The sequence below is a fragment of the Thauera sp. DNT-1 genome, from assembly GCF_055393985.1.
Genome location: NZ_AP043752.1, coordinates 736079 through 760559, shown reverse-complemented (window position 1 = coordinate 760559; position 24481 = coordinate 736079). Strand labels below are relative to the sequence as shown.

At 68.6% G+C, this 24481-nt stretch carries 26 protein-coding genes; 15 read left to right on the top strand and 11 right to left on the bottom strand.

Going from position 1 to position 24481, the window contains the following annotated elements; genetic code table 11:
• Both ACZ5PP_RS03610 and ACZ5PP_RS03605 read left to right on the top strand, forming a co-directional pair.
• Entirely contained in the window at positions 1-918 is a 918-nt protein-coding gene (locus tag ACZ5PP_RS03610; protein WP_004308197.1) for an MlaD family protein, read from the top strand.
• Between the two features lie 17 nt (positions 919-935).
• Positions 936-1574 carry an ABC-type transport auxiliary lipoprotein family protein gene (locus ACZ5PP_RS03605; RefSeq protein ID WP_043743447.1) on the top strand — a complete coding sequence of 213 codons (639 nt, stop codon included), beginning with the start codon at positions 936-938 and terminating at the stop codon, positions 1572-1574.
• Positions 1575-1646: 72 nt separating this feature from the next.
• Here ACZ5PP_RS03605 and ACZ5PP_RS03600 read toward each other — a convergent pair whose 3' ends face one another.
• Positions 1647-3338 carry a GGDEF domain-containing protein gene (locus tag ACZ5PP_RS03600; protein ID WP_040829006.1) on the bottom strand — a complete coding sequence of 564 codons (1692 nt, stop codon included), beginning with the start codon at positions 3336-3338 and terminating at the stop codon, positions 1647-1649.
• Between the two features lie 223 nt (positions 3339-3561).
• On the opposite strand from ACZ5PP_RS03600, the gene ACZ5PP_RS03595 reads away from it, so the two are divergent.
• The 3 genes from ACZ5PP_RS03595 to ACZ5PP_RS03585 all read left to right on the top strand — a co-directional run bounded on the left by ACZ5PP_RS03595 (position 3562) and on the right by ACZ5PP_RS03585 (position 6296).
• Positions 3562-4371, top strand: a complete 810-nt coding sequence (locus ACZ5PP_RS03595; RefSeq protein WP_004308191.1) for an enoyl-CoA hydratase — start codon at positions 3562-3564, stop codon at positions 4369-4371.
• 43 nt (positions 4372-4414) lie between these two features.
• Complete coding sequence (locus ACZ5PP_RS03590; protein WP_004308189.1) at positions 4415-5191, top strand: TatD family hydrolase; 777 nt, start codon at positions 4415-4417, stop codon at positions 5189-5191.
• 232 nt (positions 5192-5423) lie between these two features.
• Entirely contained in the window at positions 5424-6296 is an 873-nt protein-coding gene (locus tag ACZ5PP_RS03585; RefSeq protein ID WP_464826763.1) for a PEP-CTERM sorting domain-containing protein, read from the top strand.
• A gap of 58 nt (positions 6297-6354) precedes the next feature.
• Here ACZ5PP_RS03585 and ACZ5PP_RS03580 read toward each other — a convergent pair whose 3' ends face one another.
• On the bottom strand, positions 6355-6948 hold the full coding sequence (locus ACZ5PP_RS03580; RefSeq protein ID WP_004308182.1) for a TetR/AcrR family transcriptional regulator: 594 nt from the start codon (positions 6946-6948) through the stop codon (positions 6355-6357).
• Positions 6949-7119: 171 nt separating this feature from the next.
• On the opposite strand from ACZ5PP_RS03580, the gene ACZ5PP_RS03575 reads away from it, so the two are divergent.
• Genes ACZ5PP_RS03575 through ACZ5PP_RS03560 form a run of 4 tightly spaced genes read left to right on the top strand, consistent with a single transcriptional unit; the run spans position 7120 to position 11317 of the window.
• A complete protein-coding gene (locus ACZ5PP_RS03575; protein WP_012584435.1) occupies positions 7120-7869 on the top strand; it encodes an electron transfer flavoprotein subunit beta/FixA family protein in 750 nt (249 codons plus the stop codon).
• A 2-nt stretch (positions 7870-7871) separates the two neighbouring features.
• A complete protein-coding gene (locus tag ACZ5PP_RS03570; protein WP_043743445.1) occupies positions 7872-8804 on the top strand; it encodes an electron transfer flavoprotein subunit alpha/FixB family protein in 933 nt (310 codons plus the stop codon).
• A 21-nt stretch (positions 8805-8825) separates the two neighbouring features.
• Complete coding sequence (locus ACZ5PP_RS03565; RefSeq protein WP_004325529.1) at positions 8826-9491, top strand: energy-coupling factor ABC transporter permease; 666 nt, start codon at positions 8826-8828, stop codon at positions 9489-9491.
• 29 nt (positions 9492-9520) lie between these two features.
• Complete coding sequence (locus ACZ5PP_RS03560; RefSeq protein ID WP_004325531.1) at positions 9521-11317, top strand: acyl-CoA dehydrogenase; 1797 nt, start codon at positions 9521-9523, stop codon at positions 11315-11317.
• 162 nt (positions 11318-11479) lie between these two features.
• Here the strand turns inward: ACZ5PP_RS03560 and ACZ5PP_RS03555 are convergent, their stop codons facing one another.
• The 6 genes from ACZ5PP_RS03555 to ompR are packed head-to-tail and all read right to left on the bottom strand — an operon-like array spanning position 11480 to position 15649.
• Positions 11480-12262, bottom strand: coding sequence for a peptidylprolyl isomerase (locus tag ACZ5PP_RS03555; protein ID WP_004325532.1), 783 nt, complete (start codon positions 12260-12262; stop codon positions 11480-11482).
• Between the two features lie 10 nt (positions 12263-12272).
• A complete protein-coding gene (locus tag ACZ5PP_RS03550; RefSeq protein ID WP_464826762.1) occupies positions 12273-12560 on the bottom strand; it encodes a BolA family protein in 288 nt (95 codons plus the stop codon).
• Complete coding sequence (locus ACZ5PP_RS03545) at positions 12557-12856, bottom strand: YciI family protein (protein WP_004325535.1); 300 nt, start codon at positions 12854-12856, stop codon at positions 12557-12559. The genes ACZ5PP_RS03550 and ACZ5PP_RS03545 overlap by 4 nt, the downstream gene beginning before the upstream one ends.
• A complete protein-coding gene (locus ACZ5PP_RS03540; protein WP_464826761.1) occupies positions 12856-13464 on the bottom strand; it encodes a septation protein A in 609 nt (202 codons plus the stop codon). Before ACZ5PP_RS03540 ends, ACZ5PP_RS03545 begins: the two co-directional genes overlap by 1 nt.
• Positions 13461-14876 (bottom strand): sensor histidine kinase, encoded by a 1416-nt coding sequence (locus tag ACZ5PP_RS03535; RefSeq protein ID WP_012585451.1) that lies wholly within the window; start codon positions 14874-14876, stop codon positions 13461-13463. Before ACZ5PP_RS03535 ends, ACZ5PP_RS03540 begins: the two co-directional genes overlap by 4 nt.
• A complete protein-coding gene (ompR, locus tag ACZ5PP_RS03530) occupies positions 14876-15649 on the bottom strand; it encodes an osmolarity response regulator transcription factor OmpR (protein WP_004322133.1) in 774 nt (257 codons plus the stop codon). Before ompR ends, ACZ5PP_RS03535 begins: the two co-directional genes overlap by 1 nt.
• 237 nt (positions 15650-15886) lie before the next feature.
• Here ompR and ACZ5PP_RS03525 point away from each other — a divergent pair, with 237 nt between their 5' ends.
• The 4 genes from ACZ5PP_RS03525 (at position 15887) to ACZ5PP_RS03510 (ending at position 18434) form a co-directional block, all read left to right on the top strand.
• Positions 15887-16249 (top strand): hypothetical protein, encoded by a 363-nt coding sequence (locus ACZ5PP_RS03525; protein ID WP_012585450.1) that lies wholly within the window; start codon positions 15887-15889, stop codon positions 16247-16249.
• Between the two features lie 132 nt (positions 16250-16381).
• Positions 16382-17074, top strand: coding sequence for a tRNA (adenosine(37)-N6)-threonylcarbamoyltransferase complex dimerization subunit type 1 TsaB (gene tsaB / locus ACZ5PP_RS03520; RefSeq protein ID WP_004322135.1), 693 nt, complete (start codon positions 16382-16384; stop codon positions 17072-17074).
• Positions 17074-17520, top strand: coding sequence for a ribosomal protein S18-alanine N-acetyltransferase (gene rimI / locus ACZ5PP_RS03515; RefSeq protein WP_004322136.1), 447 nt, complete (start codon positions 17074-17076; stop codon positions 17518-17520). The genes tsaB and rimI overlap by 1 nt, the downstream gene beginning before the upstream one ends.
• Positions 17520-18434 (top strand): uracil-DNA glycosylase, encoded by a 915-nt coding sequence (locus tag ACZ5PP_RS03510; protein ID WP_004322138.1) that lies wholly within the window; start codon positions 17520-17522, stop codon positions 18432-18434. The genes rimI and ACZ5PP_RS03510 overlap by 1 nt, the downstream gene beginning before the upstream one ends.
• A 48-nt stretch (positions 18435-18482) precedes the next feature.
• Here the strand turns inward: ACZ5PP_RS03510 and lplT are convergent, their stop codons facing one another.
• On the bottom strand, positions 18483-19733 hold the full coding sequence (gene lplT, locus ACZ5PP_RS03505) for a lysophospholipid transporter LplT (RefSeq protein WP_004322141.1): 1251 nt from the start codon (positions 19731-19733) through the stop codon (positions 18483-18485).
• Positions 19734-19950: 217 nt separating this feature from the next.
• Here lplT and ACZ5PP_RS03500 point away from each other — a divergent pair, with 217 nt between their 5' ends.
• Both ACZ5PP_RS03500 and radA read left to right on the top strand, forming a co-directional pair.
• Positions 19951-20862, top strand: coding sequence for a LysR family transcriptional regulator (locus ACZ5PP_RS03500; RefSeq protein ID WP_012585449.1), 912 nt, complete (start codon positions 19951-19953; stop codon positions 20860-20862).
• Between the two features lie 61 nt (positions 20863-20923).
• Complete coding sequence (radA, locus tag ACZ5PP_RS03495; RefSeq protein WP_004322149.1) at positions 20924-22342, top strand: DNA repair protein RadA; 1419 nt, start codon at positions 20924-20926, stop codon at positions 22340-22342.
• Positions 22343-22570: 228 nt separating this feature from the next.
• Here the strand turns inward: radA and ACZ5PP_RS03490 are convergent, their stop codons facing one another.
• On the bottom strand, positions 22571-23014 hold the full coding sequence (locus ACZ5PP_RS03490) for a hydrogenase maturation protease (protein WP_004322151.1): 444 nt from the start codon (positions 23012-23014) through the stop codon (positions 22571-22573).
• Positions 23011-24477 carry a Ni/Fe hydrogenase subunit alpha gene (locus ACZ5PP_RS03485; RefSeq protein WP_012585448.1) on the bottom strand — a complete coding sequence of 489 codons (1467 nt, stop codon included), beginning with the start codon at positions 24475-24477 and terminating at the stop codon, positions 23011-23013. Before ACZ5PP_RS03485 ends, ACZ5PP_RS03490 begins: the two co-directional genes overlap by 4 nt.
• Positions 24478-24481 lie beyond the last annotated feature (4 nt).

The window sequence follows — 24481 nt, the reverse complement described above, 5'->3', positions numbered from 1 at the left end:
ATGGAAAACCGTGCCCACGCGCTTGCCGCCGGGCTGTTCGCAATCTTGCTCGGTGCCGGCGTCGTGTTCGCGATCTGGTGGTTTTCGGGCCAGCGCGTGCCGATGCGCGAGATCGTGCTCGAGGCACGCGGCGACATCAACGGCCTGGGCGCACAGTCGCGCGTGCGCTACCGCGGCATGGCGGTGGGGAGCGTGCGCGCCGTCGCGATCGACCCCGAGGACCTGCGCACGCTGCTGGTGCGCATCGCGGTGCCCGCCGATCTGCCCCTGACCCGCGGCACCACCGCCGCGCTCGGCACGCTGGGCGTGACCGGCCTGGCCTTCGTGCAGCTCGACGATCGCGGGGTGGACCGCCGGCCCTTGGCTGCCGCCGATGGCGAGGTGCCGCGCATCGCCTTGCAACCCGGGCTGGTGGAGGCGCTCTCCGGGCGGGCGCTCGCCGCCCTCGACCAGTTCCAGGCGCTCGGCGAGCGCCTGCAGGGGGCGCTGGCCAGCCTGGAGTCAGCGGCCGCGGGCGTCGATCGCGGGGTGGCGGAACTGCCGGCGACCCTGGCCGCGCTGCGGGCCGCCTTGAGTGCCGGGAACATCGCGCGCATCACCTCCGTGCTCGGGAACCTCGAGCGCGGCTCGGCCGAAGCCGTGCCCGCCGTTGCCGAGCTGCGCCGCCTGATCGTCCGCATCGATCAGGCGGCCGCGCGTCTGGAGCTCCGCGCCGCCGCCGCAGGGGACGACCTCGTCGAGCGCACGCTGCCGCAGCTCGATGTCCTGCTCGGTGAGCTCACGAGCACCTCGCAACGCTTCGGCCACCTGGTCGAGGAGCTTGACGCCTCGCCGCAGCTCCTGCTGACCGGGCGCGACCGTCCTCTGCCCGGGCCCGGTGAGGCGGGCCACGAGGGCTTTGCGGGGAGCGACCGATGAGCCGAAGGGAGAAAGGAATGCAGCCACGTCATCCCGACTGCCACCGCGTCCTGCCGCGCCTGTCCGCGTGTATCGCGACCGCGCTGCTGGTGGCCGCCTGCCAGGTGCTCCCCGAGCGTCCGCGTGCGGCGACGACCTACGATCTCGGCACCGGCGAGCGCGCCGCGCTCGCCCACGGGCTCGCGCCCGCGCGGGTGGCGGTGTCCTCGCCCCCCTGGCTGCAGACGACGACGATGCATTATCGCGATGCCCGGGTCGATCCAGGGCGTCGCCGCGCCTATGCCGACAACCGCTGGGCCGCTCCACCTCCCGCCATGCTCGGACTCGTGCTGGAGCGCACGCTCGGTGCCGGCGAGGGGGGCGGGTGCCGGCTGCAGGTCCAGCTTGACGAGTTCGAGCAGGTCTTCACCGCGGGCGAACGCAGCGAGGCTCGTCTCCTGGCTCGCTTCGCCCTGCTGCCGGTGCGCGGCGCCGCGGTCATCGCCAGCGCTTCGCTCGTCGTGGCGGAGCCGGCCACGACGGCCGATGCGAGCGGTGGGGCGAGCGCCTTCCGTGCGGCGACCGAGCGGCTGGCGCTTGCCATCGCGCAGTGGATCGCCGAGACCGACCGCGCGCTCTCCGGCGGGCTCGGCATCGCGGGTCGCTGCCAGCGCTGAGGAAGGCGATGCCGCGGGGGGCGGCCGTCTCGAGCGCACCGGCGGCGGCCTGGTGGAGTGGGGCGCTCGGTTTCAGCGGGCGGCGATCACGACCTGGTTGCGCCCGGCGTCCTTGGCACGATAGAGCGCATCGTCGGCGTGCTGCAGCACCACGCCGAGGGTCTCGCCCGGTTCCGCCAGGCAGGCGCCGATGGTGACCGTGACGCGTTCGCCGCAGGCCGCGCTGCCGTGCTCGATGTCGGCGCGGACGCGGTGGGCGATCGCCTCCAGCGTGGCCGCGTCGCAAGGCGAGAGCAGCACGAGGAATTCGTCGCCACCCCAACGTGCGGCGCGGTCGTAGGGGCGCAGGCATCCTTCCAGGACACGCGCCAGCCTCGTCAGCGCCTCGTCGCCGGCACCATGGCCGCGGCGGTCGTTGATCTCCTTGAAGTGATCGACATCCAGCCACAGCAGGCCGAAGCGGCTGGCCTGGCGTTCCGCGCGGATGATCTCGGCCTCCAGCATTTCGCTCATGCCGCGGCGGTTGGTCAGGTTGGTGAGCGGATCGATCCGCGCCAGCCGGTGCAGGGCGTCGGTGCGCTCGCGCACCTTGGCCTCGAGCTCCGCGGTGTGCGCCCGGATCGCGCCCGCCATCGCCTCGAAGTGCTGGGTGAGACGCCCGATCTCTCCACTCGCCTGCGCCAGCGGCGCGGGGCTGAGGTCGCCGTCGCGCACCCGCAGCATGGCCTGCTCCAGCCTGCCCAGAGGGTCGAGAATGAGGCGACGCAGGACCAGATGGACGAGGACGAGCGCGACCAGCAGGGTGAGGACGAAGGCGACTGCGACCGGGGTGAGGGCTGCCACCGGCATCAGTACGTCGAGGTCGAGCAGGGTGATCTCGTACCAGCCGATCTCGGGCACGAAGGCGATTCCGAGCAGGGTCCGCCGCCCGCCGGACTCGACAAAGCGGTCCAGGACCCGCGGAACGCCGTCGCCCGACGCCGCCAGGGCACTCATCGTCTCGCGCAGTGCCACGCGGTCGGACTCGCGATCGAGCAGCTGGTCCGCCAGGCTCTTCTGCCCTTCCGGCTTGACCAGGCTGGCGAAGTCGATGAGCTTCGCGTCGCGGTGAAGCTGGATCGCACCGGAAAGATCAGCGAACAGCGTGCTCACGCCGTCCTGGTGCAGGTCCACGATCTCGTCCAGAAAGCGTGTCAGCTCGATGCCGGTGCCGACCACGCCGAGGATCTCGTCGCCGTCGCGGATGAGGACGTCGATCCACAGCTTGGTGACGCCCAGTTCGGCATCGGGATTGACGTTGAGGTGGAAGTCGGGCCCGACCTGGACGAGCTTGTAGAACCACGCGTCGGCGGGTTTGGCGGGGTCGAGGTGGTAGCGCAGCTGGCGGCCGGCGAACTCGTCCCCGGCGTTGTTGTGGTAATAGGCCCCGGAGGTGCGCAGCGCGACGAAATAGTTGCCGGAGCTGAAGTTGCGGCGGAAGTTCTCCATTTCGCGCACTGCCTCGGCTTCGAGCGCCGGATCGACGGGCGAGCGTGCCCAGCGTTTGAGCACGAGCGAGTCGGCCATCTGCCGCGCCAGCGCGATCTCGCGTTCGAGCGGTTGCAGGAGGCGGGCGCGGTCGTAGCGCACCTGGATGTCGGCGACGCGTTGTCCCCACTGCATGACGATCTGCCGGGCAAGATGATGGAACACCGCCCATGCGGATACCGAGCCGACCACGATGAGCGCGGAGATGAGGAGGAGAAATCGAGTTCTCAGGTTCACGCGCCGGCACTCCCTGCGTTCGGGTCGCTGTCCGTGGCTTCTTGCTCAGTTTGGGCTGCCGGCGCGGGCGCAGGTGTGCGTTTTCTCACACCCGGACGCATGGCGCGACGAATCGTGATGGGCGGAGCGCTGCGCGAAGCGCTGGCGTGGCGCGCTTGTTGACGTTAACGTTGCCGCCCGTGGCCACATGGCCCTGCGAACACGAAACCACGAGGAGAGAACCATGAACGCCGAATTCCGCCCCGATGCCGCAGCCGAAGCCCCCATCCTGCGCCGCGAGGATGCCGGCGGCGTGACCACCCTCACGCTGAACCGTCCGCAGCAGTTCAACGCGCTCTCGTTCGAGATGCTCGAGGCGCTGATCGCCGCGGTGGATGAGATCGCACGCGACGAGACGGTGCGCGTGGTGGTCATCGCCGGCGAAGGCAAGGCCTTCTGCGCCGGCCACGACCTCAAGGAGATGCGCGGCAACCATACGCTGGAATTCCAGCAGCGCCTGTTCCGCCTGTGCGGCAGGTTCATGATGAAGCTGACCGAGCTGCCCCAGCCGGTGATCGCGCGGGTGCACAGCATCGCCACCGCCGCGGGCTGCCAGCTGGTGTCGATGTGCGATCTCGCAGTGGCGGCCGAGCACGCGCGCTTCGCGGTGTCGGGCATCAATGTCGGCCTGTTCTGCGCCACGCCCGGCGTCGGCCTGTCGCGCAACATGGGGCGCAAGGAGGCCTTCGAGATGCTGGTGACGGGCGATTTCATCGACGCCCGCGAGGCGCAGCGGCGCGGGCTGATCAACCGCGTGGTGCCGGCCGACCAGCTCGACGAGGAGGTCGGCCGCCTGGCCGCGTCCATCCTGGCCAAATCGCCGGTGGCGATCCGCATGGGCAAGCAGATGTTCTACAAGCAGCTCGAGATGGGCCTCGACGCCGCCTACCAGCTCGCCTCCGAGACCATGGCCTGCAACGCGATGTGCGAGGACGCGGCCGAGGGCATCGATGCCTTCATCGCCAAGCGCAAACCTGAGTTCAAGGGGCGCTGAGCGGCGTCGGGATCATCCCCGTCGAGCAATGCGAAGGCGACCGGTGCTGATCGACACCCACGTCCACCTCGATGCTGCGGAGTTCGACGACGACCGCGAGCAGGCGATCGCGCGTGCGCGCGCCGCGGGGGTAGGGCGCTTCGTCGTTCCTGCTGTCGAGCGCCGGGGGTTCGATGCGGTCGAGCGGCTCGCCGACGACCATCGCGGCATCGTTCATGCGCTCGGCATCCACCCGCTCTACACGATGCGGGCGGCGCGGGAAGACCTCGAACTCCTCGACCAGCGCCTGAACCGTGGCAGGGCGATCGCCGTCGGAGAGATCGGCCTCGACCATTACGTGACCGACGTCGATCGCGGCGTACAGCTCGAGTTCTTCACCGCACAACTCCGCCTGGCCGCTCGCCACGGACTGCCGGTGATCCTGCACGTGCGGCGTGCGATCGATCCGATACTCGCGCAACTGCGCCGCATCCCGGTCCCGGGTGGAATCGCACATGCGTTCAACGGCAGCCGCCAGCAGGCGGACATCCTGATCGGGATGGGGTTCAAGCTGGGTTTTGGCGGATCGATGAGCTACGGCGGATCCACCCGGATCCGCGAGCTCGCCGCCTCGCTGCCCTTGGAGGCGATCGTCCTCGAGACCGATGCACCCGATATCGCGCCGGAATGGGCGCGTGGCAGGCGCAATGAGCCGGCGAACCTCGCCCGTTACGCCGGGATCCTTGCGGAGCTGCGAGGGATGGCGCCCGAAGAGGTGGCGGACGTGACCACGGCCAACGCCATCCAGGTCCTGCACTGGCCACCCCTCGAAGAAGAATAGGCGACGCGGGCGCCGAGATCCCCGGCGCCCGCTTGTCGATTTTTTTTACATTTTTTTTCGCGAGCCACTCGATCGACTCGGCAAGTGTCTGTATTGATGGGGAAGAGCTTCCTGGTTCGAAATTTGCTTTAGCCGAACCGTCTCGGTGATGAATGCATACCCTTGTGCCGCGAGGTTTCGAGTTAACGCTTATTGGACGGGCCTCGTACGCCCGCAACCGGGAGAAAACAACATGAAAAACGGAATGGCCCTGCTCGCCGCCATCGGCATCGCCACCCTTTCAGCGAGCGCGCAAGCTGCGCTCATCCGCCTCGAGGTTTCGGGCAATCTCGCCTACGGGACCGATCGGACCAACGTCTTCGGCCTGGGGGCAAACACCAGCCTCACCGGACGCGCCGCGACCTTCTCGTGGCTCATGGACTCTGCTTCGCTGGGATCCGATCGCAACACCGATCCGACCCTCTCCGCCTACGGATGCGGATCCGCAGCCCCCGGCTGCACCTACTTCATGAGCGCATCGGTCACCATCAACGGGGTCACGCGCACCCTTGCAGGGCGGGGGAGCGACCTCACGAACGACGTGCGGATGTACGCGGACACCAATGGCCCCGGTCTCGGCTCGGCGGACGGCTACTACCTGCGGATGGGGCAGACGCGGGATGTCGGAAACTGGTATCTGGACGAGGGCGGCAACTGGTATCGGGCCGCGACGCGGATCACGTCCAAGGTGGAGATCGGCGTAAACGATGCAGTCGACTCCATCCTCGCCGGCCTCGATCCGGCGGAGCTCCACGGCTGGTCCACCAGCCTGCTGACGGGCACGAACGATGACGGGAGCACGGTCTTCGTCTTCAGCGAGACCGATCTCAACGGCGTGCAGATTTTCGAGTACGCAACTGGTGGGCTGTTGTTGACGGACCGCTCCACGCGGTGGTGGACCGACACTGCGCCCAGTTCGGGTTCGGGCACCGGGGGGACCAACAACCCGGGAGGTGGCACGAACGCTCCCGCGCTAACGGTGCCGGAGCCCGCAACGATCGCCCTGCTTGGATTGGGGCTCGGATTGTTGCGCAGGAAATCCAGGCGCCATTCCGGTCGAGCCTGATTCCGCCCTCGACGCCTGCGCGCGCGCATCGCTCGGCGCGTGCGCTGCCGCGCAGGCGCTAAGCGACCACCCTCGACGGCGAGCGCGCGATCAGGTCGGCGATGTCGCGCTTGAGCCGGACGACGTCGCGATCGAATTTCTCGTAGATCATCAGCGAGACCCCGAACACGTAAGCGTACAACAGCATGCAGCGGCTGGAAGCCTCGTCCATCGGCACCCCGCAGGCGAGAAAGAGGTCGCGTGCGCAGCGCAGGCGGACGTCGTCGACCTCGGCGACGATCGCCGCGGCCTCGGCGTCCCGACGCGCCCAGTCGCGCACGGCAAGCTCGATCATCATGCCGCGACGGCTGCGGCTCGCGCTGTAGACGTCGATGACGTGGTAGATCTGCTCGAGCTCGCGGCCAGGCTGTGCCCGCGTCTGCTTGATGATGTCGCGGATTCGACCTTCCTTCCACTGCGCGAGGACGGCCATCAGCAGGTCGCGGCGGTCGGTGAAATGCCAGTAGAAACTGCCCTTGGTGACCTTGAGCCGCTTCGCCAGCACCTCCACGCGCAAGCCCGCGATGCCTTCCTCGGCGAGCACCTCGGTGGCGCCTGCGATCCAGGCGGCACGGTCGAGCTGGGTACGCGGCTTTTTCACAATGTTTTCCATACGGCGTAGTATTGACGATTCGGTGACCATACGCTACCGTATGCGCCATACTTGGCCGTATGGAAATGCTGCTGCGCAGCAGTGCGACCGGCCAAGGGCGGTGACATAATCCGAAAGTCGGGTCCGCATTTCGGGCCTACCATCCCCTGCAAAGAAGAGGAGCGCGTCAGAGTGAAGATTCTCGTACCCGTAAAGCGCGTGGTGGATTACAACGTCAAGGTTCGCGTGAAGGCCGACGGCAGCGGCGTGGACCTGGCCAACGTCAAGATGAGCATGAACCCCTTCGACGAGATCTCCGTCGAGGAGGCGGTGCGGCTGAAGGAAGCGGGCGTGGCCACCGAGGTGGTGGCGGTGTCCTGCGGCGTGGGCGCCTGCCAGGAGACCCTGCGCGCGGCGATGGCGATCGGTGCCGACCGCGGCATCCTGGTCGAGACCGATGTCGAGCTGCAGCCGCTGGCGGTCGCCAAGCTCCTGAAGGCGGTGTGCGACAAGGAGCAGCCGCAGCTGGTGATCTGCGGCAAGCAGGCGATCGACGACGACGCCAACCAGACCGGCCAGATGCTGGCGGCGCTGGCGGGCTGGCCGCAGGCGACCTTCGCGTCCAAGGTGACGCTGGCCGACGGGAAAGCCGCGGTGACGCGCGAGATCGACGGCGGCCTCGAGACCCTGTCGGTGAAGCTGCCGGCGGTGGTGACCACCGACCTGCGCCTGAACGAGCCGCGCTACGCGACGCTGCCCAACATCATGAAGGCCAAGAAGAAGCCGCTCGACACCGTGAAGCCGGCCGACCTGGGCGTGGATGTCGCGCCGCGTCTGGCCACGCTGAAGGTCGCCGAGCCGCCCAAGCGCAGCGCCGGCGAGCGCGTGGCCGACGTGGCCCAGCTGATCGACAAACTCAAGAACGTTGCGAAGGTGATCTGAACATGGCCATTCTCGTCATTGCTGAACACGACAATCAATCGATCAAGGCGGCCACGCTCAACACCGTGAGCGCGGCCGCGAAGCTGGGCGGCGACGTCCATGTGCTGGTGGCCGGCGCCGGTTGCGCAGCCGCGGCCGAAGCGGCGGCGAAGGTCGCCGGCGTCGCCAAGGTGCGGGTGTGCGACGCGCCGCAGTACGAGGCGCAGACCGCGGAGAACGTCGCCGAGCTGGTGAAGGGTCTGGCGGGCGGCTACAGCCACGTGCTCGCACCGGCGACGCCGGCGGGCAAGAACATGCTGCCGCGCGTGGCCGCGCTGCTGGATGTGGCGCAGATCAGCGACATCGTCGCGGTCGAGTCCGCCGACACCTTCGTGCGCCCGATCTACGCCGGCAACGCGCTCGCCACCGTCAAGAGCGCCGACGCGATCAAGCTGATCACCGTGCGCACCACCGCGTTCGACGCGGCCGAAGCCGGCGGCAACGCCGCGCCGGTGGAGGCGGTCGCGGCGGCGGCCGACCTCGGCGTGACCGCGCTGGTCGGTCGCGAGATCGTCAAGAGCGCGCGCCCCGAACTGGGCGCGGCCAAGGTCATCGTCTCCGGCGGCCGCGGCCTGGGCAGCGGCGACAACTACCACAAGCTGCTCGAGCCGCTCGCCGACAAGCTCGGCGCCGCGCTCGGCGCCTCGCGCGCCGCGGTGGACGCGGGCTACGTGCCCAACGACTACCAGGTCGGCCAGACCGGCAAGATCGTCGCGCCGCAGCTCTACATCGCGGTCGGCATCTCGGGCGCGATCCAGCACCTGGCCGGCATGAAGGACTCCAAGGTGATCGTGGCGATCAACAAGGATCCCGAAGCGCCGATCTTCCAGGTCGCCGACTACGGCCTGGTGGGCGATCTGTTCCAGGTGGTGCCGGAACTGACCGGGGCGCTCTGACCGGGCGCGAGGAGCGCGGGCATGGATCTCCCGGCGGCGCTGCTTTCGGCAGACGTTCAGGGGGTGGTGTTCGCGCTCGCCGCGCTGGGACTGCTCGCGCTCGCGCGCAAGCTGCCGTGGAGGGAGCTCGCCGGCGGGGTGCATCTGAACCTGCTGCTCGGCTTCGCGGTGTGCCTCACGCTGATCTGGAGCATGAAGGCCGGGGTCAAGCCGGGGCTTAACCTGCATCTGCTCGGGGCGATGGCGGCAACCCTCGCGCTCGGGCCGTGGAAGGCGATCGCCGCGCTCGCGCTCGCGCTGTGCGGGATCACCCTCAACGGCGCGCTGGAGTGGGGCGACTGGCCCGCCAACTTCGTGCTCATGGTGCTGGTTCCGGTTTCCGTCGCGAGCGGTCTGCATCGCCTGATCGAGCGCCTGCTCCCGGCGCATTTCTTCATCTTCATTTTCGTGACCGGCTTTGCCGGTTCCGCGCTGACCGCAATCGCACAGGGGCTGACCGCCTCGTCCGTGCTGGCGCTGTCGGGCGCGTATTCCGCAGATTTCCTGTGGAGCGACTACCTGCCGTTCTTCCTGCTGCTCGGGTTTTCCGAGGGCTGGATCAGCGGCGCGATCATCACGCTGATGGTGGTGTATCGGCCCGAATGGGTGAGTGCATTCGACGATCGCCGCTATCTGCTCGACAAGTAGGGCTGTTCAACCTTTTCCGGAGCGCAACAATGAGTCAATACAACGCCCCCATCCGCGACATGCAGTTCGTGATGCGTGAGCTCGCCGGTCTCGACGAAGTCATGCAGTTGCCCGGCAACGAGGAGGTCTCGGCCGACCTCGTGGACGCGATCCTGGAAGAAGCCGACAAGTTCGCCAGCGGCGTGCTCGCTCCGCTGAACTGGACCGGCGATCAGGAAGGCGCCAAGTGGAACAATGGCGAGGTCGCCACCGCGCCGGGCTGGAAGGACGCCTACACGCAGTTCGCCGAGTCGGGCTGGACCGCGCTGCCGTGCGATCCGGAATACGGCGGCCAGGGCCTGCCCAAGCTGCTCGCCACCGCGGTCATGGAAATGTGGAAGTCGGCCAACATGGCCTTCTCGCTGTGCCCGATGCTGACCAGCGGCGCCATCGAGGCCCTGATGCTGCGCGGCACCGACGAGCAGAAGAACCTCTACCTCCCCAAGATGATCGCCGGCGAGTGGACCGGCACGATGAACCTGACCGAGCCGAACGCCGGCTCCGACCTCGCCGCGGTGCGCACCAAGGCCGAGCCGCAGGGCGACGGCACCTACAAGATCTTCGGGCAGAAGATCTTCATCACCTACGGCGAGCACGACCTCACCGACAACATCATCCACCTCGTGCTCGCCCGTCTGCCGGACGCGCCCGAGGGCGTGAAGGGCATCTCGCTGTTCGTCGTGCCCAAGTTCATGGTCAACGCCGACGGCAGCCTGGGCGCGCGCAACGACGTGCATTGCGTGTCGATCGAGCACAAGCTCGGCATCCACGCCAGCCCCACCGCCGTGCTCGCCTTCGGCGACAAGGGCGGCGCGATCGGTACTCTGGTCGGCGAGCCCAACCGCGGCCTCGAGTACATGTTCATCATGATGAACGAAGCCCGCTTCGCGGTCGGCATGGAAGGCCTCGCGCTGTCCGAGCGCTCCTACCAGCACGCGCTGCAGTACGCCAAGGATCGCATCCAGGGCACCGACGCCGGCGTGCGCGGCGGTCCGAAGGTCAACATCCTGCATCACGCCGACGTGCGTCGCCTGCTCATGAACATGAAGAGCAAGACCGAGGCCATGCGTGCACTCGCCTACGTCGTCGGCGCCGCCTTCGACAAGGCGCATCACCACGCCGACGAGGCTGTGCGTGCGCAGAATCAGGCCTTCGTCGACCTGATGATCCCGGTGGTCAAGGGCTGGTGCACCGAGAACTCGATCGACGTGACCTCGGACGGCGTGCAGGTGCACGGCGGGATGGGCTTCATCGAGGAGACCGGCGCGGCGCAGCACTTCCGCGATTCGCGCATCACCACGATCTACGAGGGCACGACCGCCATCCAGGCCAACGACCTGATCGGCCGCAAGATCGCCCGCGAGAACGGCGCCACCGTCGGTGCCGTTGTGAAGATGATGCGCGCGGTCGAGGCCGAAGTGGCCGGCGTGCAGGACGAGGCCTTCGCAGCCATCGCGCGCGCGCTCGGCAAGGGCATCGCGGCCGTGGAAGAGGCTGTGGCCTACATCCTCGCCACCTACTCCCAGGACATCAAGGCGGCCTCGGTCGGTTCGGTGCCCTTCCTGAAGCTGCTCGGCATCGTGGCTGGCGGCTGGCAGATGGCGCGCGCCGCGCTGGTGGCCAAGCGCAAGCTCGAGGCGGGCGAGGGCGATGCCGGCTTCTGCAAGGCCAAGATCGTCACCGCGCGCTTCTATGCCGACCACGTGCTCGCGCAGGCCGGCGGTCTGGCCTACACGGTCGTCAATGGCGCCCCGGGCGCGCTGGAGCTGACCGAAGAGCTGTTCTGACCGGATATTGCCCGGCGTGGAAGCGCCGGAGCGACCGAGCGAAAAAAAACCCGCTACCGGGCAAGTGCCCGCAGCGGGTTTTTCTTGTGTTCGTGTTCGCGCCTTCCAGCGTCGCAGCGCCTTCCACGCAGGAGCGTCGGAAGGCGCGGACAGGACGGGCGCTTACTCGACCTTGGCCTTCTCGCGCAGATCGAGCACGTGGCGCTCGATCTTCTGCTGCTGCAGGCGTTGCTGCAGTTGCGGCTTGACCTCCTCGAACGGCGGCGGTTGCACGTCGCGCACGTCGTCGAGCTGGATCACGTGATAGCCGAAATCGCTCTTGACGGGCGTCGTCGTGTATTTGCCCTTCTGGAGCTGGACCATCGCATCCGAGAACGGCTTCACGTACATGGCCGGATTGCTCCAGCCGAGTTCGCCGCCGCGCTCCTTGGAGCCCGGGTCGCGCGACTCCTTGGCGACTTCCTCGAAGGCGGTACCGCCCTGCAGGCGGGCGATGATCGCCTTGGCCTGGTCTTCGGTCTCGACCAGCACGTGGCGGGGCTTGTATTCCTTGTCGCCCATGCGGCCCTTGATGGCCTCGTATTCCTTCTTCAGCTCGGCGTCGTCGACCGGGTTCGTGCGCACGTAGTCCTGCAGGTAGGCACGGATCAGGATGGCCTGGCGGGCCATCTCCATCTGCGCCTTCACGTCCGCCTTCTTGTCCAGGCCCCTCTTGCCGGCTTCCTGGCTCAGTACCTCGCGACGGATCAGTTCCTCGCGCACCGCATTGCGCAGCTGTTCACCGTCGGGCGCGCCCTGGGCGCGCTGCTCGGCCAGCATGGCGTCGGAACGCTCGCCGGGAATCGCGACTCCATTGACCTTGGCGACCGGGGATGCGGCGAGGGCGGGCAGCGCGAGGAAGCCGGCAAGCAGGGTGATGGCGAGACGGCTCGGGAAATGTTTCATGGAGATTCCTTCAATGTCCTTGTGATTCGGCCTCTGCGGCCGTTAGCGCGCGGATGGCGAGGGCATGGATGTCCTTGTGCATCATGTCCCCGACCGCGTCGTAGATCATACGCTGCCGGACGACTCTGCTGCAGCCCTGGAAAGCTTCCGAGACGATGAAAACCCGATAATGTCCGCCTCCCTCGCGCGCACCCGCGTGCCCGGCGTGCAGCGCGCTGTCGTCGCCGATCTCGAGCCGTGTCGGTGCGAAGCGTTCGTGCAGCGCGGCGCGGATGCGCTCGACCCTCGTCGCGCTCACGGCAGCGTCTTCCGGAACGGGCGCACGGTGGTGCGTACGAACACGCCCTGGCGAACGTAGGGGTCGTCCCGAAGCCAGGCCTCGGCGCTGGCGAGCGAGTCGAACTCGGCGACGATCAGGCTGCCGGCGAAGCCCGCCGGGCCGGGGTCGGGCGAGTCGATCGCGGGCATCGGCCCGGCCAGCAGCAGGCGGCCGTCGTCGCGCAATGCCTCGAGGCGGGCGACATGTTGCGGGCGCACCGCGAGGCGCGTCTCGAGCGCGCCGGGAGCGTCCTCTCCGATCAGGGCGTAGAGCATCAGTTGCTTTCCTCTTCCATGTGACGGGACAGGTAGAAACCCTGGGCGAGCACGAAGGCGAGCATCAGCCCCATGCCGCCGAACATCTTGAAGTCGACCCAGGCTTCTTCGCTGAAGTTGTAGGCGACCCAAAGGTTGAGCACGCCCATCGCGATGAAGAAACCGGCCCAGGCGAGGTTGAGCCGCGCCCAAACCGGGTCCGGTAGCTTGATCTGGGCCTCCAGCATGGTGCGGATGAGGTTGCGTCCGAGCAGCGAGGCCGAGCCGAGCAGCACCGCGCCGAACAGCCAGTAGAGCGCGGTCGGCTTCCACTTGATGAAGGTGGGGTTGTGGAAGAAGAGGGTGGCGCCGCCGAATACGACGATGATCGCCAGGCTGATCCACAGCATGGTGTCCACCTTGCGGTGCTTGAGCCACACCAGTGCGATCTGCAGGAAGGTGGCGAGGATGGCGACGAAGGTCGCGATCAGGATGGGCGCCTGCGAGACCGCGATGCCGTCGCCCAGCCAGCCGGTAGCGAAGGCATGCGAGGCTTCGGGGTTGGCGCCGCCGATCTTGTAGGCGGCGAAGAAAAGGATCACCGGCAGGAGATCGAAGAGGAATTTCATGGTCGGTCCGGTTCGCTGTGCGCGGAGCGCCGCATTCTATCCTGTTCCCCGGCGGGAGCCGCGAGCGGCAGGCAGAGCGCCGCGCGCAGGCCGCCGCCATCGCGGGCGGACAGCTCGAGGCGGCCCTGGTGGGCGCGCATCACCCGATCCACGATCGCCAGGCCCAGGCCGGCGCCCTTCGTGTTGCTGCGCGCCTTCTCGAGCCGAGTGAAGGGCTGGCGCATGCGCTCGATCTCGCTCTCGGGGATGCCCGGTCCGCGGTCGGCGACCTCGATGCGTGCCTGCCCGTCCTCGATGGAGACCGTCACCTCCAGCGGCGCGTTCCCGCCCGCGTAGCGCAGGGCGTTGTCGATCAGGTTGGCGAGCGCGCGCCGGATCGACAGGGCGCGCGCCTGTACGAACAGGCTCTCCGGGACCTCCAGGCGAAGATCCACGCCGCGCAACCGGTACGGTTCGGTGACCTCGCGCGCCAGGGTGGCGAGATCGATGGCCGCGGTGGGTTCCTGCGCGTCGCCGCGGCCGAAGTCGAGGAACTGGCCGATGATGCGATCCATTTCGCCGATGTCCGCGACCATCGCGGTGACCTCGTCGTCGGGCGCACCCGACATCTCGATACCCAGGCGCAGGCGCGCGAGCGGCGTGCGCAGGTCGTGGGAAACGCCAGCGAGGATCAGCGCGCGGTCCTCGTCCATGCGCGCGAGGTTGCCCGCCATCTGGTTGAAGGCGCGCGCCACCAGCGCGATCTCCTGCGGGCCGCTCTCGGGCTGCGGAGGCGGGCGCTCGCCGCTGCCCACCATGCGCGCCGCGCGCGCGAGCTGGCGCAGGGGCGCGCTCACCCGGGCGACGATCAGGAAGGCGCCGAGCAGGGCGGCGAGCAGCGCCCCCCCCCCCCAGCCGAGCCAGCCGAAATCGTCCGGGTTCTCGATACGCTCGGGCGGCAGCATCACCCAGTATTCATCGTTGGCGTCGTCCGGATCGAGACGGAAGCTCACCCAGAAGCCGTCCAGCGTCTTCCAGCGCGAGGCGAAGCGGGTATGGTCGCCGAGCTGCCGACGTACGTCGGCAGTGAGCAAGCGCAAGGGCCGGGTGTCGGCGAGCGGCGCGAGCTCGTCGGTGGCCTCGGCGGGATAGATGCGGATGCCTTCCAGGGCGGCGAGGTCGATCAGCAGATCCATGCGACGGTCGAAGTCGGCATTGATCAGCGCGGTGCGGGTGAGGTTGATCACCGAAACCACCATCTGCGCCACGTCGCGCGAGCGCGCCGGCTCCTGGAAGTAGCGGAAGATCTGCACCCAGCTGCCGAGGGCGACGATCAGCAGCAGCGCGACGAGCAGGAAGGTCTGCCAGAGCAGGGTGCTCGGCAGCAGGCGGGGCCGCGCCGGCCCGCCCGCTGCCTCGACCGTGCCCGCCATCAGTCCTCGCCGCCGGCCGGGGTGTCCGGCTGCCCGCCGTTGTCCTCGCCGCCCTTTTGCTCATCGGGCACGAAGACGTAGCCGAAACCCCACACGGTCTGGATGTAGCGCGGCTTGGCGGGATCGTCCTCGACCAGCTTGCGCAGGCGCGAGACCTGGACGTCGATCGCCCGGTCGAACACACCGTACTCGCGCCCGCGCGCGAGTTCCATCAACTTGTCGCGGGACAGCGGCTGGCGCGGGTGGGTTAGCAGCACCTTGAGCAGCGAGAATTCGCCGGTGGTGAGCTGAATCTCCTCGCCATCGCGGACAAGCACGCGGGTGCCCAGGTTCACCTTGACCCGGCCAAACGCGACGATCTCGTCCTCGGGGGTGGGCGCGCCCGGCAGGGTGTGGGGCTGGCGACGCATCACCGCCTGGATACGCGCCACCAGCTCACGCGGGTTGAAGGGCTTCGCGACGTAGTCGTCGGCGCCCATCTCCAGCCCGACGATGCGATCCACGTCGTCACCCTTGGCGGTGAGCATGATGACCGGGATCTGGTTCTCGGCCGCGCGCAGCCGGCGACAGATCGACAGCCCGTCCTCGCCGGGCAGCATCAGGTCGAGCACGATCAGGTCGTAATGCTCGCGGTGCAGGGCGCGATCCATCATCGGCGCATCGCCGACGGCCTTCACCGAAAAGCCTTGTTCCTGAAGGTATCGGGACAGCAACTCGCGCAGGCGCGCGTCGTCATCCACCACGAGAATGCGATAGCGGTTTTTCTGGTTCATGAACGGAATGCTAGCCTGACTCGCGGCAGGGTGCCAGCCTTCCCGGGGCCGGTCGCGGGGGGCTCCCGGTAAGCCTTCGTAAGGCGGGGACGGAGAGGCAATATCGGCTTACAAAGCAGTCGCGATCAGGCCCGCGAAGGCTTTGCGCACCGGGCGGTTTGCCGTAAGGTGCGGTCATCGCTTTCCTGCGTCGGTTCCGTGCCTCCTCGAGGCCGTAGGGGCCGACGTCGTGCTCTCATGACCCCTTTCCGCGTTTCCCGCGCCTTCCGGCATCCCGCGCAGCACCTTGCCTGCCGGCCGTGCGTGCGCGCTTACCTCGTTTGCGGCTTGCTGGCGTTCTTCGTCTTCGCGCCCACCACGGCCAGCGCGCAGCTACGCTTCATCGTCGGTGGAGAGGAGCAGGCGCAACGCTTGCGTCCGGCGGGAGCAGAGGACCGGCAGGAATGGCGCGACACCCTGAGCGACCAGCGCAACGAGCGCGAGGGCGCGCGCGAGCGCCGGCGCATGAGCGAGGAGGAGCGCAGCGACCTGCGGCGCCACATGCGCGACGCCGCGCGCGGCGCCTACCGCGAGGAATCGGGGCGCAAGCCGCAGCGCTGAGCACTCGGCAATCCGGCAGTCGGGATACCCGCACCCGCATGCGGTCGCGGTCTTCGTTCGCCCCTGTCGATGCCGCCGCGTGACAACCGCGGCCGCAACGAACCGGCGCGCTCCCGGTAGAATGGCGGCCCCATGAACATCCTCTCCATCGAAACCGCCACCGAACACGGCAGCGTCGCGTTGCTGCATGGTGACGAGCTGCTCGTCCGCCGCATCCAGGGCGCGGCCAATCACTCCGAGGCGGTGCTGCGCGACCTGCGCGAACTCCTTGCCGAGACCGGGCTCGCCGTGGCGCGGCTGGACGCGGTCGCCTTCGGCGCCGGTCCCGGTGCCTTCACCGGGCTGCGGCTGGCTTGCGGTGTCGCGCAAGGCATCGCGCTGGCAGCGGATCTCGGCGTGGCCGTGGTCGGCAGCCTGCAGGCGCTCGCGCTCCAGGTCGGCGCGCCGCGGGTGCTGGCGGCCACCGATGCGCGCATGGGCGAGATCTACTGGGCGAGCTTCGTGACCGACACCGAAGGGGTGCCGCAGCCGCAGGGCATGCCGCGCTGTTGCGCGCCGCTGGATCTCGAGCTGCCCCCCGGCGAGTGGAGCGCTGCCGGGTCGGCCTTCCGCGCCTGGCCGGAGGAACTCGAGGCGCGCACTGCAGGGCGTCTCGTCGCCTGCCAGCCCGACCTTCACCCGCGTGCGGAAGAGATTGCCCGCCTCGGGGCGATCCAGGCGCGCGAAGGCGGGCTGGTGGCCCCCGAGCAGGCCGCGCCGCTCTACGTGCGCGACAAGGTCGCCTTCACCACCGCCGAGCGACTCGCGCGCGGAGGGCGTGCCTGATGCTGGCGCTGGCCTTTGCGCCGATGGGCGAGGGAGACCTCGACTGGGTCGGCGCGCGCGAGGCGGAGCTCCATGCCCACCCCTGGTCGCGCGGCAATTTCGCCGACTCGCTGGCCAGCGGCTACGACGCCTGGATCCTGTCCTGCGACGGTGTCCCTTCCGGCTACGCGGTCGTGATGAACGTGCTCGACGAAGCGCATCTGCTCGACATCGGCATCGTCGGCGAGCTGCAGGGCAGGGGGCTGGGCAAGCGCTTCCTCGACTGGCTGGCCGAAGGGGCGAAGACGCGCGGCGCGCGGGATTTCTACCTCGAGGTGCGGCCTTCCAACGCCGCGGCGCTGCGCCTCTACGCGCGCAGCGGCTTCGTCGAGATCGGTCGCCGGCGCGGGTATTACCCCGCGGCGGGTGGGCGCGAGGACGCGATCGTGATGAGGCGGGCGCTGTGATGTCGCCGCGCCTGTCCTCCCGCCGCGACGCGGTGCTGCGCGAGATGGGGCTCGGCCCGATCTGGCGCCTGCGCACGCGGAAGGCGGAGGTCTCCGAAGCGGATGATGCGGAGCGTGAAGCGGCCGAGCCTGCATCGACCGAAACCGACGCGACCGCCTCGCCCCGGGTCGAGGTGCCGCGTACGCCGAATCCTCCGCCAGCCGCACCGGCCCCGGCTGCCGGACCGCGATCGAGCGTTGCGTTCCAAGCCGGCCCGCACCGTGCCGCGCGCCCCCAGCCCGCGGCCGCTTCGACGCCCGCAGCCGTTCGCAGTGCGCCTGCGGCGCCGGATCCGGCTCGCGGCGCCCGCATCTCCACGCTCGAATGGGACGCGCTCGAAGCCGAGATCCGCGATTGCAAGGCCTGTGGGCTGTGCGAGCGCCGCAAGCAGGCCGTGCCCGGCGTGGGCGACCGCCAGGCACGCTGGATGCTGGTGGGCGAGGCGCCGGGCGCGGAGGAGGACCAGCGTGGCGAGCCCTTCGTCGGCCAGGCCGGGCGCCTGCTCGACAACATGCTCGCGGCGATCGGGCTGAAGCGCGGAGAAGACGTCTATATCGCAAATGCGGTCAAGTGCCGACCGCCACACAACCGCACTCCAGAACGCGGCGAGATCGCCGCCTGCCAGCCGTATCTCGATCGCCAGATCGCGCTCGTGCAGCCGCAGCTGCTGGTCGCGCTCGGCCGTCCGGCCGCCCAGGCCCTGCTCGATCGCGAGATCGCAATCTCGGCCGCGCGCGGCAAGCGCTTCGAGCGCGCGGGCACTCCGGTCGTGGTCACCTACCATCCGGCCTATCTGCTGCGCAATCCGCAGGACAAGGCCAAGGCATGGGAAGACCTCTGCTTCGCGCGCCGGCTGATCGCCGAGACGGGGTGAAGGCGGTGGCGGGGTGCCGGGCGGGCCGGGGGCGAAGGCCGCCCGGCCTCAGTGCGGGCGATCCTCGAGCAGCGCCACGTTGTCGAATTCGCGCTGGTTGGCTTCGTGGCGGCGCTTCACCAGCAGCATGGTGCCGGCGACAAAGAGCCCGAACAGCACGATCACGGTGTTGATCGACAGGCCGAGCACGATCAGCAGCGCATAGGTGCCGGTCATCATCAGGATCGACAGGTTCTCGTTGAAGTTCTGCACGGCGATCGAGTGCCCGGCGCCCATCAGGATGTGGCCGCGGTGCTGCAGCAGGGCGTTCATCGGCACCACGAAGAAGCCTGCCAGCCCGCCCACGATCACCATCAGCGCCATCGCGACCCAGGCCTCGGTGACGCCGACCATGATCATCACTCCGAGGCCCATGGCGATGCCGAGCGGGATCACGTTCACCGCGCGCCGGAGCGTGATGTAGCGCGCCGCCAGCACCGCGCCGGTGGCCACGCCGAGCGCCACCACGCCCTGCAGCATCGAGGCCTGCGACAGGTTCATGCCCAGGTTGTGCTCGGCCCACTTGATCACGATGAACTGCAGCGTCGCGCCTGCGCCCCAGAACAGCGTGGTGACCGCGAGCGAGATCTGCCCGAGCTTGTCGCGCCAGAGCAGGCGCAGGCAGTGGTTGAAGTCGTGCAGCAGGTAGAGCGGATTGCTCTTGAGCGGCTTGTGGTCCACCCCGGTGTCGGGGATGTACATGTTGAAGATCGCCGCCACCAGGTACAGGGTGCCGACCACCAGCACCGCCGCGCCGAAGGCCGAGCCGGCGCCGGGCAGGCCCAGCCCCATCAGCCAGGTGGAGACGTCGCCACGGATCATGATCCCGCCGATCACGGTGCCGACGATGATCGCCGCCACCGTGAGGCCCTCGATCCAGCCGTTGGCCACCACCAGCAGGCGGTGGGGCAGATACTCGGTGAGGATGCCGTACTTCGCCGGCGAGTAGGCCGCCGCGCCCAGTCCGATCACCGCGTAGGCGAAGAGTGGATGCGTACCCAGGAAAAGCATCAGGCAGCCGCCGATCTTGATCGTGTTGCTGATCAGCATCACTCGCCACTTGGGCATCGAATCGGCGAAGGCGCCGACGAAGGCGGCGAGCGCGACGTAGGAGACGGTGAAGAAGAGCTTGAGCAGCGGCTCGTATTCGGAGGGGGCCGCCATGTCCCGGAGCATGGCGATGGCGATGATCAGCAAGGCGTTGTCGGCCAGCGCGGAGAAGAACTGCGCTGCCATGATGATGTAGAAGCCGAGCGGCATCGTCGGGTCGCGGCGGAAGGTCGAAGCGCGGTTTATATCACGAAGCGGATTGCCCTGTGATGATCTCGCGCAGCGCTTGTGCGAGGGCGCGCAGATGCCCGTATGGCAACGGTTTGAGGCCGCAGCGAGCAGGTTCTCGGGATGAACGCGCAGGGATCCACCTGAATGCGCCGGTTTGTGCTTTAATTCACGTAAATAAAACGTACTTATCCACGCCATGGCAGATCGCAGACTCCAGGTTTTCCACGCGGTTGCGAAGCACGGCTCGTTCACCCGAGCCGCGGAACACCTCCACATGACGCAACCGGCCGTCACCTTCCAGATCAAGCAGCTCGAGGAACACTTCGACACCCGCCTGCTCGATCGCGGGCACGGCAAGATCACGCTCACCGCCGCGGGCGAGCTCGTGCTCGCCTACGCCGAGCGCATCCTCGGTCTGTCGGCCGAGCTCGACTCGCGCGTCTCCGAACTCACCGACGAGCTCGCCGGCCAGCTGCGCATCGGCACCAGCACGACGATCGCCGCCTACTGGCTGCCGCAGGTGCTGGAGAGCTTCAAGCGCCGCTACCCCGGCGTGCTGCCGCGCGTGGTGGTCGGAACCTCCAAGCTCACCGAGGATCGCGTCGCCGCGCGCGATCTCGACCTCGGCCTCATCGAGATCGCCACCGAGCAGCCCAGCATCGAACGCCGCAGCGCCGCGCGCGACGACCTCCTGGTGATCTGCAGCCCCGGCCACCCGCTGGCGAAGTTCAAGGAGCTCACCGCCCGCGACCTGGTCGGCCACCCCTTCATCGACCGCGACCCTGGCAACGGCATCCGCCAGATCGCCGACGAGTTCTTCGAGGCCGCCGGCATCGCCGGCAGCCAGATCACCCTGTGCGCCGAACTCGGCAGCCTCGCCGCGGTCAAGCAGCTCGCGGCCGCGGGCCTCGGCTTCGCGATCGCCTCCGGGCGCGCGATCCGGCGCGACGTGGAAGAGGGCAGGCTGGTGGCGATCCCGCTGCAGCCGCGGCTGCACACCCCGCTCGAGGTCATCCTGCCACGCGACAAGTTCCGCTCGCGCCTGATCAACGCCTTCGCCGACCACGTCTGCGAGGAGTTCGCCCGCATCGCGACCGAGCAGGACTGATTCCCCGCAAGTTTTTGCTCCGGCCGCGGCCGGGGCCCTGACGCAGTTACGGAAGACCCTGATGGCACGGCAGAAATCCGCTTTCGTCTGCACCGAATGCGGTGCGCAGGCCGTGCGCTGGCAAGGCCAGTGCCCGCAGTGCCAGGCCTGGAACACCCTTGTCGAAACCGTGCTCGAGCCCGCAGCGCCGGCTGCGGGCAGCCGCTTCGCCGCGCTCGCCGGCGAGACCAGCCGGCTGCAGCCCCTGTCCGCGCTCGAACCCCGCGAAGAACCCCGCCAGCCCACCGGTCTCGACGAGTTCGACCGCGTGCTCGGTGGCGGCCTGGTCGCCGGCGGCGTGGTGCTGATCGGCGGCGACCCGGGTATCGGAAAATCCACCCTGCTGCTGCAGGCGCTCTCCAACCTGGCCGCGACGAGTGCGTCGGCTGGCAGCGAGGGCGCGACGGGCAAGGGCACCAAGGCGGGCGGCGTCATCTACGTCAGCGGCGAGGAGTCGGGCGAGCAGGTCGCGCTGCGTGCCCAGCGCCTGCAGTTACCGCAGTCGCCCCTGCAGATGCTCGCCGAGATCAACCTCGAACGCATCCTCCACACCCTGCGCGAGGCGCGCCCGCGCGTGGCGGTCATCGACTCGATCCAGACCGTCTATTCCGAGACCCTGCAGTCCGCCCCCGGCTCGGTCGCCCAAGTGCGCGAATGCGCCGCCCAGCTCACCCGCTTTGCCAAGCAGAGCGGAACCAGCCTGATCCTGGTCGGCCACGTCACCAAGGACGGCACGCTCGCCGGCCCGCGCGTGCTCGAGCACATCGTAGACACCGTGCTGTACTTCGAGGGCGACACGCACTCCAGCTTCCGCCTGATCCGCGCCTTCAAGAACCGCTTCGGCGCGGTCAACGAGCTCGGCGTGTTCGCCATGACCGAGCGCGGCCTGCGCGGTGTGTCCAATCCCTCCGCGATCTTCCTGTCGCAGCACTCGCAGCAGGTCGCCGGCAGCTGCGTGCTGATCACCCAGGAGGGCACGCGCCCGCTGCTGGTCGAGGTGCAGGCCTTGGTCGATTCGTCGCAGAGCCCCAACCCGCGCCGGCTGTCGGTGGGCCTGGAGCAGAACCGCCTGGCGATGCTGCTCGCGGTCATGCACCGTCACGCCGGCGTGGTCTGCTTCGACCAGGACGTTTTCGTGAATGCGGTCGGCGGCGTCAAGATCACCGAGCCGGCCGCCGACCTCGCGATCCTGTTCGCGATCGTCTCCTCGCTGCGCGACCGCCCGCTTCGGCGCGGCCTCGCGGTGTTCGGCGAGGTCGGTCTCGCCGGCGAGATCCGGCCCGCACCGCGTGGCCAGGAGCGCCTGAAGGAAGCCGCCAAGCTCGGCTTCGACACCGCCATCGTTCCGCGCGCCAATGCGCCGAAGCATCCGATCGAGGGCCTGAAGGTGATCGCGGTCGAGCGCGTGGAGGAGGCCCTGGAGCAGTTGCGCGGGTTGTAAGCGGGAAGGTAAGTCGCATCCCTGTACGAGCGCCGCCAGGCGCGAATGCAGCGTCGACCGTCCCACCCACGTCGATTCCCCGCACGCAGGAATCGCGGCTCGCGCCGCTCCCACACGACACCCGCAAGCGCGCCGTTTCTTGCAGGAGCGCCGCCAGGCGCGAATGCGGCGTCGGCCGTCCCACCCACGTCGATAATGAGTCCGCCGAGTTCGCGGCTTGCGCCGCTTCTACAGGTCGGGGAGCCAGGCCGTGAAGGCCGCGATGGCGGCGCGCAGGTTGGCGTTGGCGGAGGGGGCTGGCGCGGTGCCGAGCTCCCATGAGTCACCGCGGATGGCGAGCAACCAACTGGGCGGCGCGGGCCGGCCCTCGAGGTCCTCGAACACCTGTAGCACGCTCTGCGGCGAGACCGAGTGGGTGGTGAAGCTGTCGTCGCGGGCCGCTGCGATCGGCTGGAATTCGAAAGGCGGCCGTGCCGTACCGGATGCATCGACGAACAGGATCCGGCTACGGCGACGCAGATCCAGCGCATGCTCGACCTGGAGCTGGAAATCGGTCAGGCACTCGATCCCCGGCAGCTTCATCGCCTCGACCGCCTCCACGAACAGCGGCCCGAGCGCGTCGTCGCCGCGGCTCGGATTTCCCCATCCGAAGACCAGCACCGGCGCGCTCATGCCTTGTATTTCCGGTCCAGCTCCGTGCCCTCGGCATCCACCAGCGTGACCTCCAGCGGCATCTGCCCGAGCGCGTGGGTGGCGCAGGACAGGCAGGGGTCGAAGGCGCGGATGGCGACCTCGATGTGGTTGAGCAGTCCCTCGGTGATCTCCTGGCCGTGGAGGTATTGCTTCGCGACCTCGCGCACCGCCGTGTTCATCGCCTGGTTGTTGTTGGTGGTGGAGACGATCAGGTTGGCCATGGTGACGAGGTCGTCGTCGCCCACCTGGTAGTGGTGGAAGAGGGTGCCGCGCGGGGCCTCGATCACGCCCACACCCTCGCGCCGGCGCTCGCCGCTCGTCATGAGCTCGGTGCCGGAGAGGTCGTCGTCGTGAAGCAGGTCCTTGATGGTCTCGGCGGCGAAGAGCATCTCGATCATGCGCGCCCAGTGGAAGGCCAGGCTGCCGTGCAGCGGCTTGCCGCCGGCGTACGCGACGAGTTCGCGGCGCTCGTGCTCGGCAAACGGCGTGGGGATGCTGTCGCAGTTCTGCACGCGCGCGAGCGGGCCGACCTTGTACCAGCCCGCCTCCGGGCCCATCGACGTGAAGTAGGGAAACTTCATGTAGCTCCAGGGCTTGACCTCCTCGGTGATGAGGCGGTCGTAAGTCTGGTAGTCCACCTGGTCGAAGAGGATCCTGCCGTCGGCGTCCCTGGCGCGCAGCACGCCGTGGTAGAGGTCGAGGCTGCCGTCGGGCGCGACCAGGCCCATGAAGCTCGAGCGCACGGTGCCGAAGTGGTCGTAGAGCGCGCGGTCCTGCTGGTGGAGTTCCTTGATGATGCGCACCGCGTCGCGGCTCCAGGCGATCATCTGGTAGGCATCGGCGAGCAGGAGCTTGCGTTCGTCGGCGCTCAGCGCGCGATTGACGCCCCCCGGTACCGCGCCGGTGCCATGCACGCGCTTGCCGGCGGTGAGGCGGATCACCTCCTGGCCGAACTTGCGCAGCAGGATGCCTTTCTTCGCGATGTCGGGATATTGCTGTGCCACGCCGACGATGTTGCGCCGACCGAGCTCGGAGCCGAAGCCGAACAGCAGGTCGGGCGAGGACAGGTGGAAGAAGTGCAGCGCGTGCGACTGCAGGATCTGGCCGTAGTGCATCAGGCGGCGCATCTTGTCGGCGGTCGGCGTGACGCGTGCGGCGCCGACGACGAGGTCGAGCGCCTTGCTCGCGGCGAGGTGGTGCGACACCGGGCAGATGCCGCACAGGCGCTGCACCATCACCGGCACTTCCCAGTACGGCCGCCCCTGGATGAAGCGCTCGAAGCCGCGGAACTCCACGATGTGCAGGCGCACCTGGTGCACCTTGTTGTCCTCGTCGAGCAGGATGGTGACCTTGCCGTGGCCTTCCACGCGCGAGACGGGGTCGATTGCGATACGGCGCAAGGTATCGCTGGCGACTGTGGCGGTTTCGAGTTGAAAGCTCATTTGG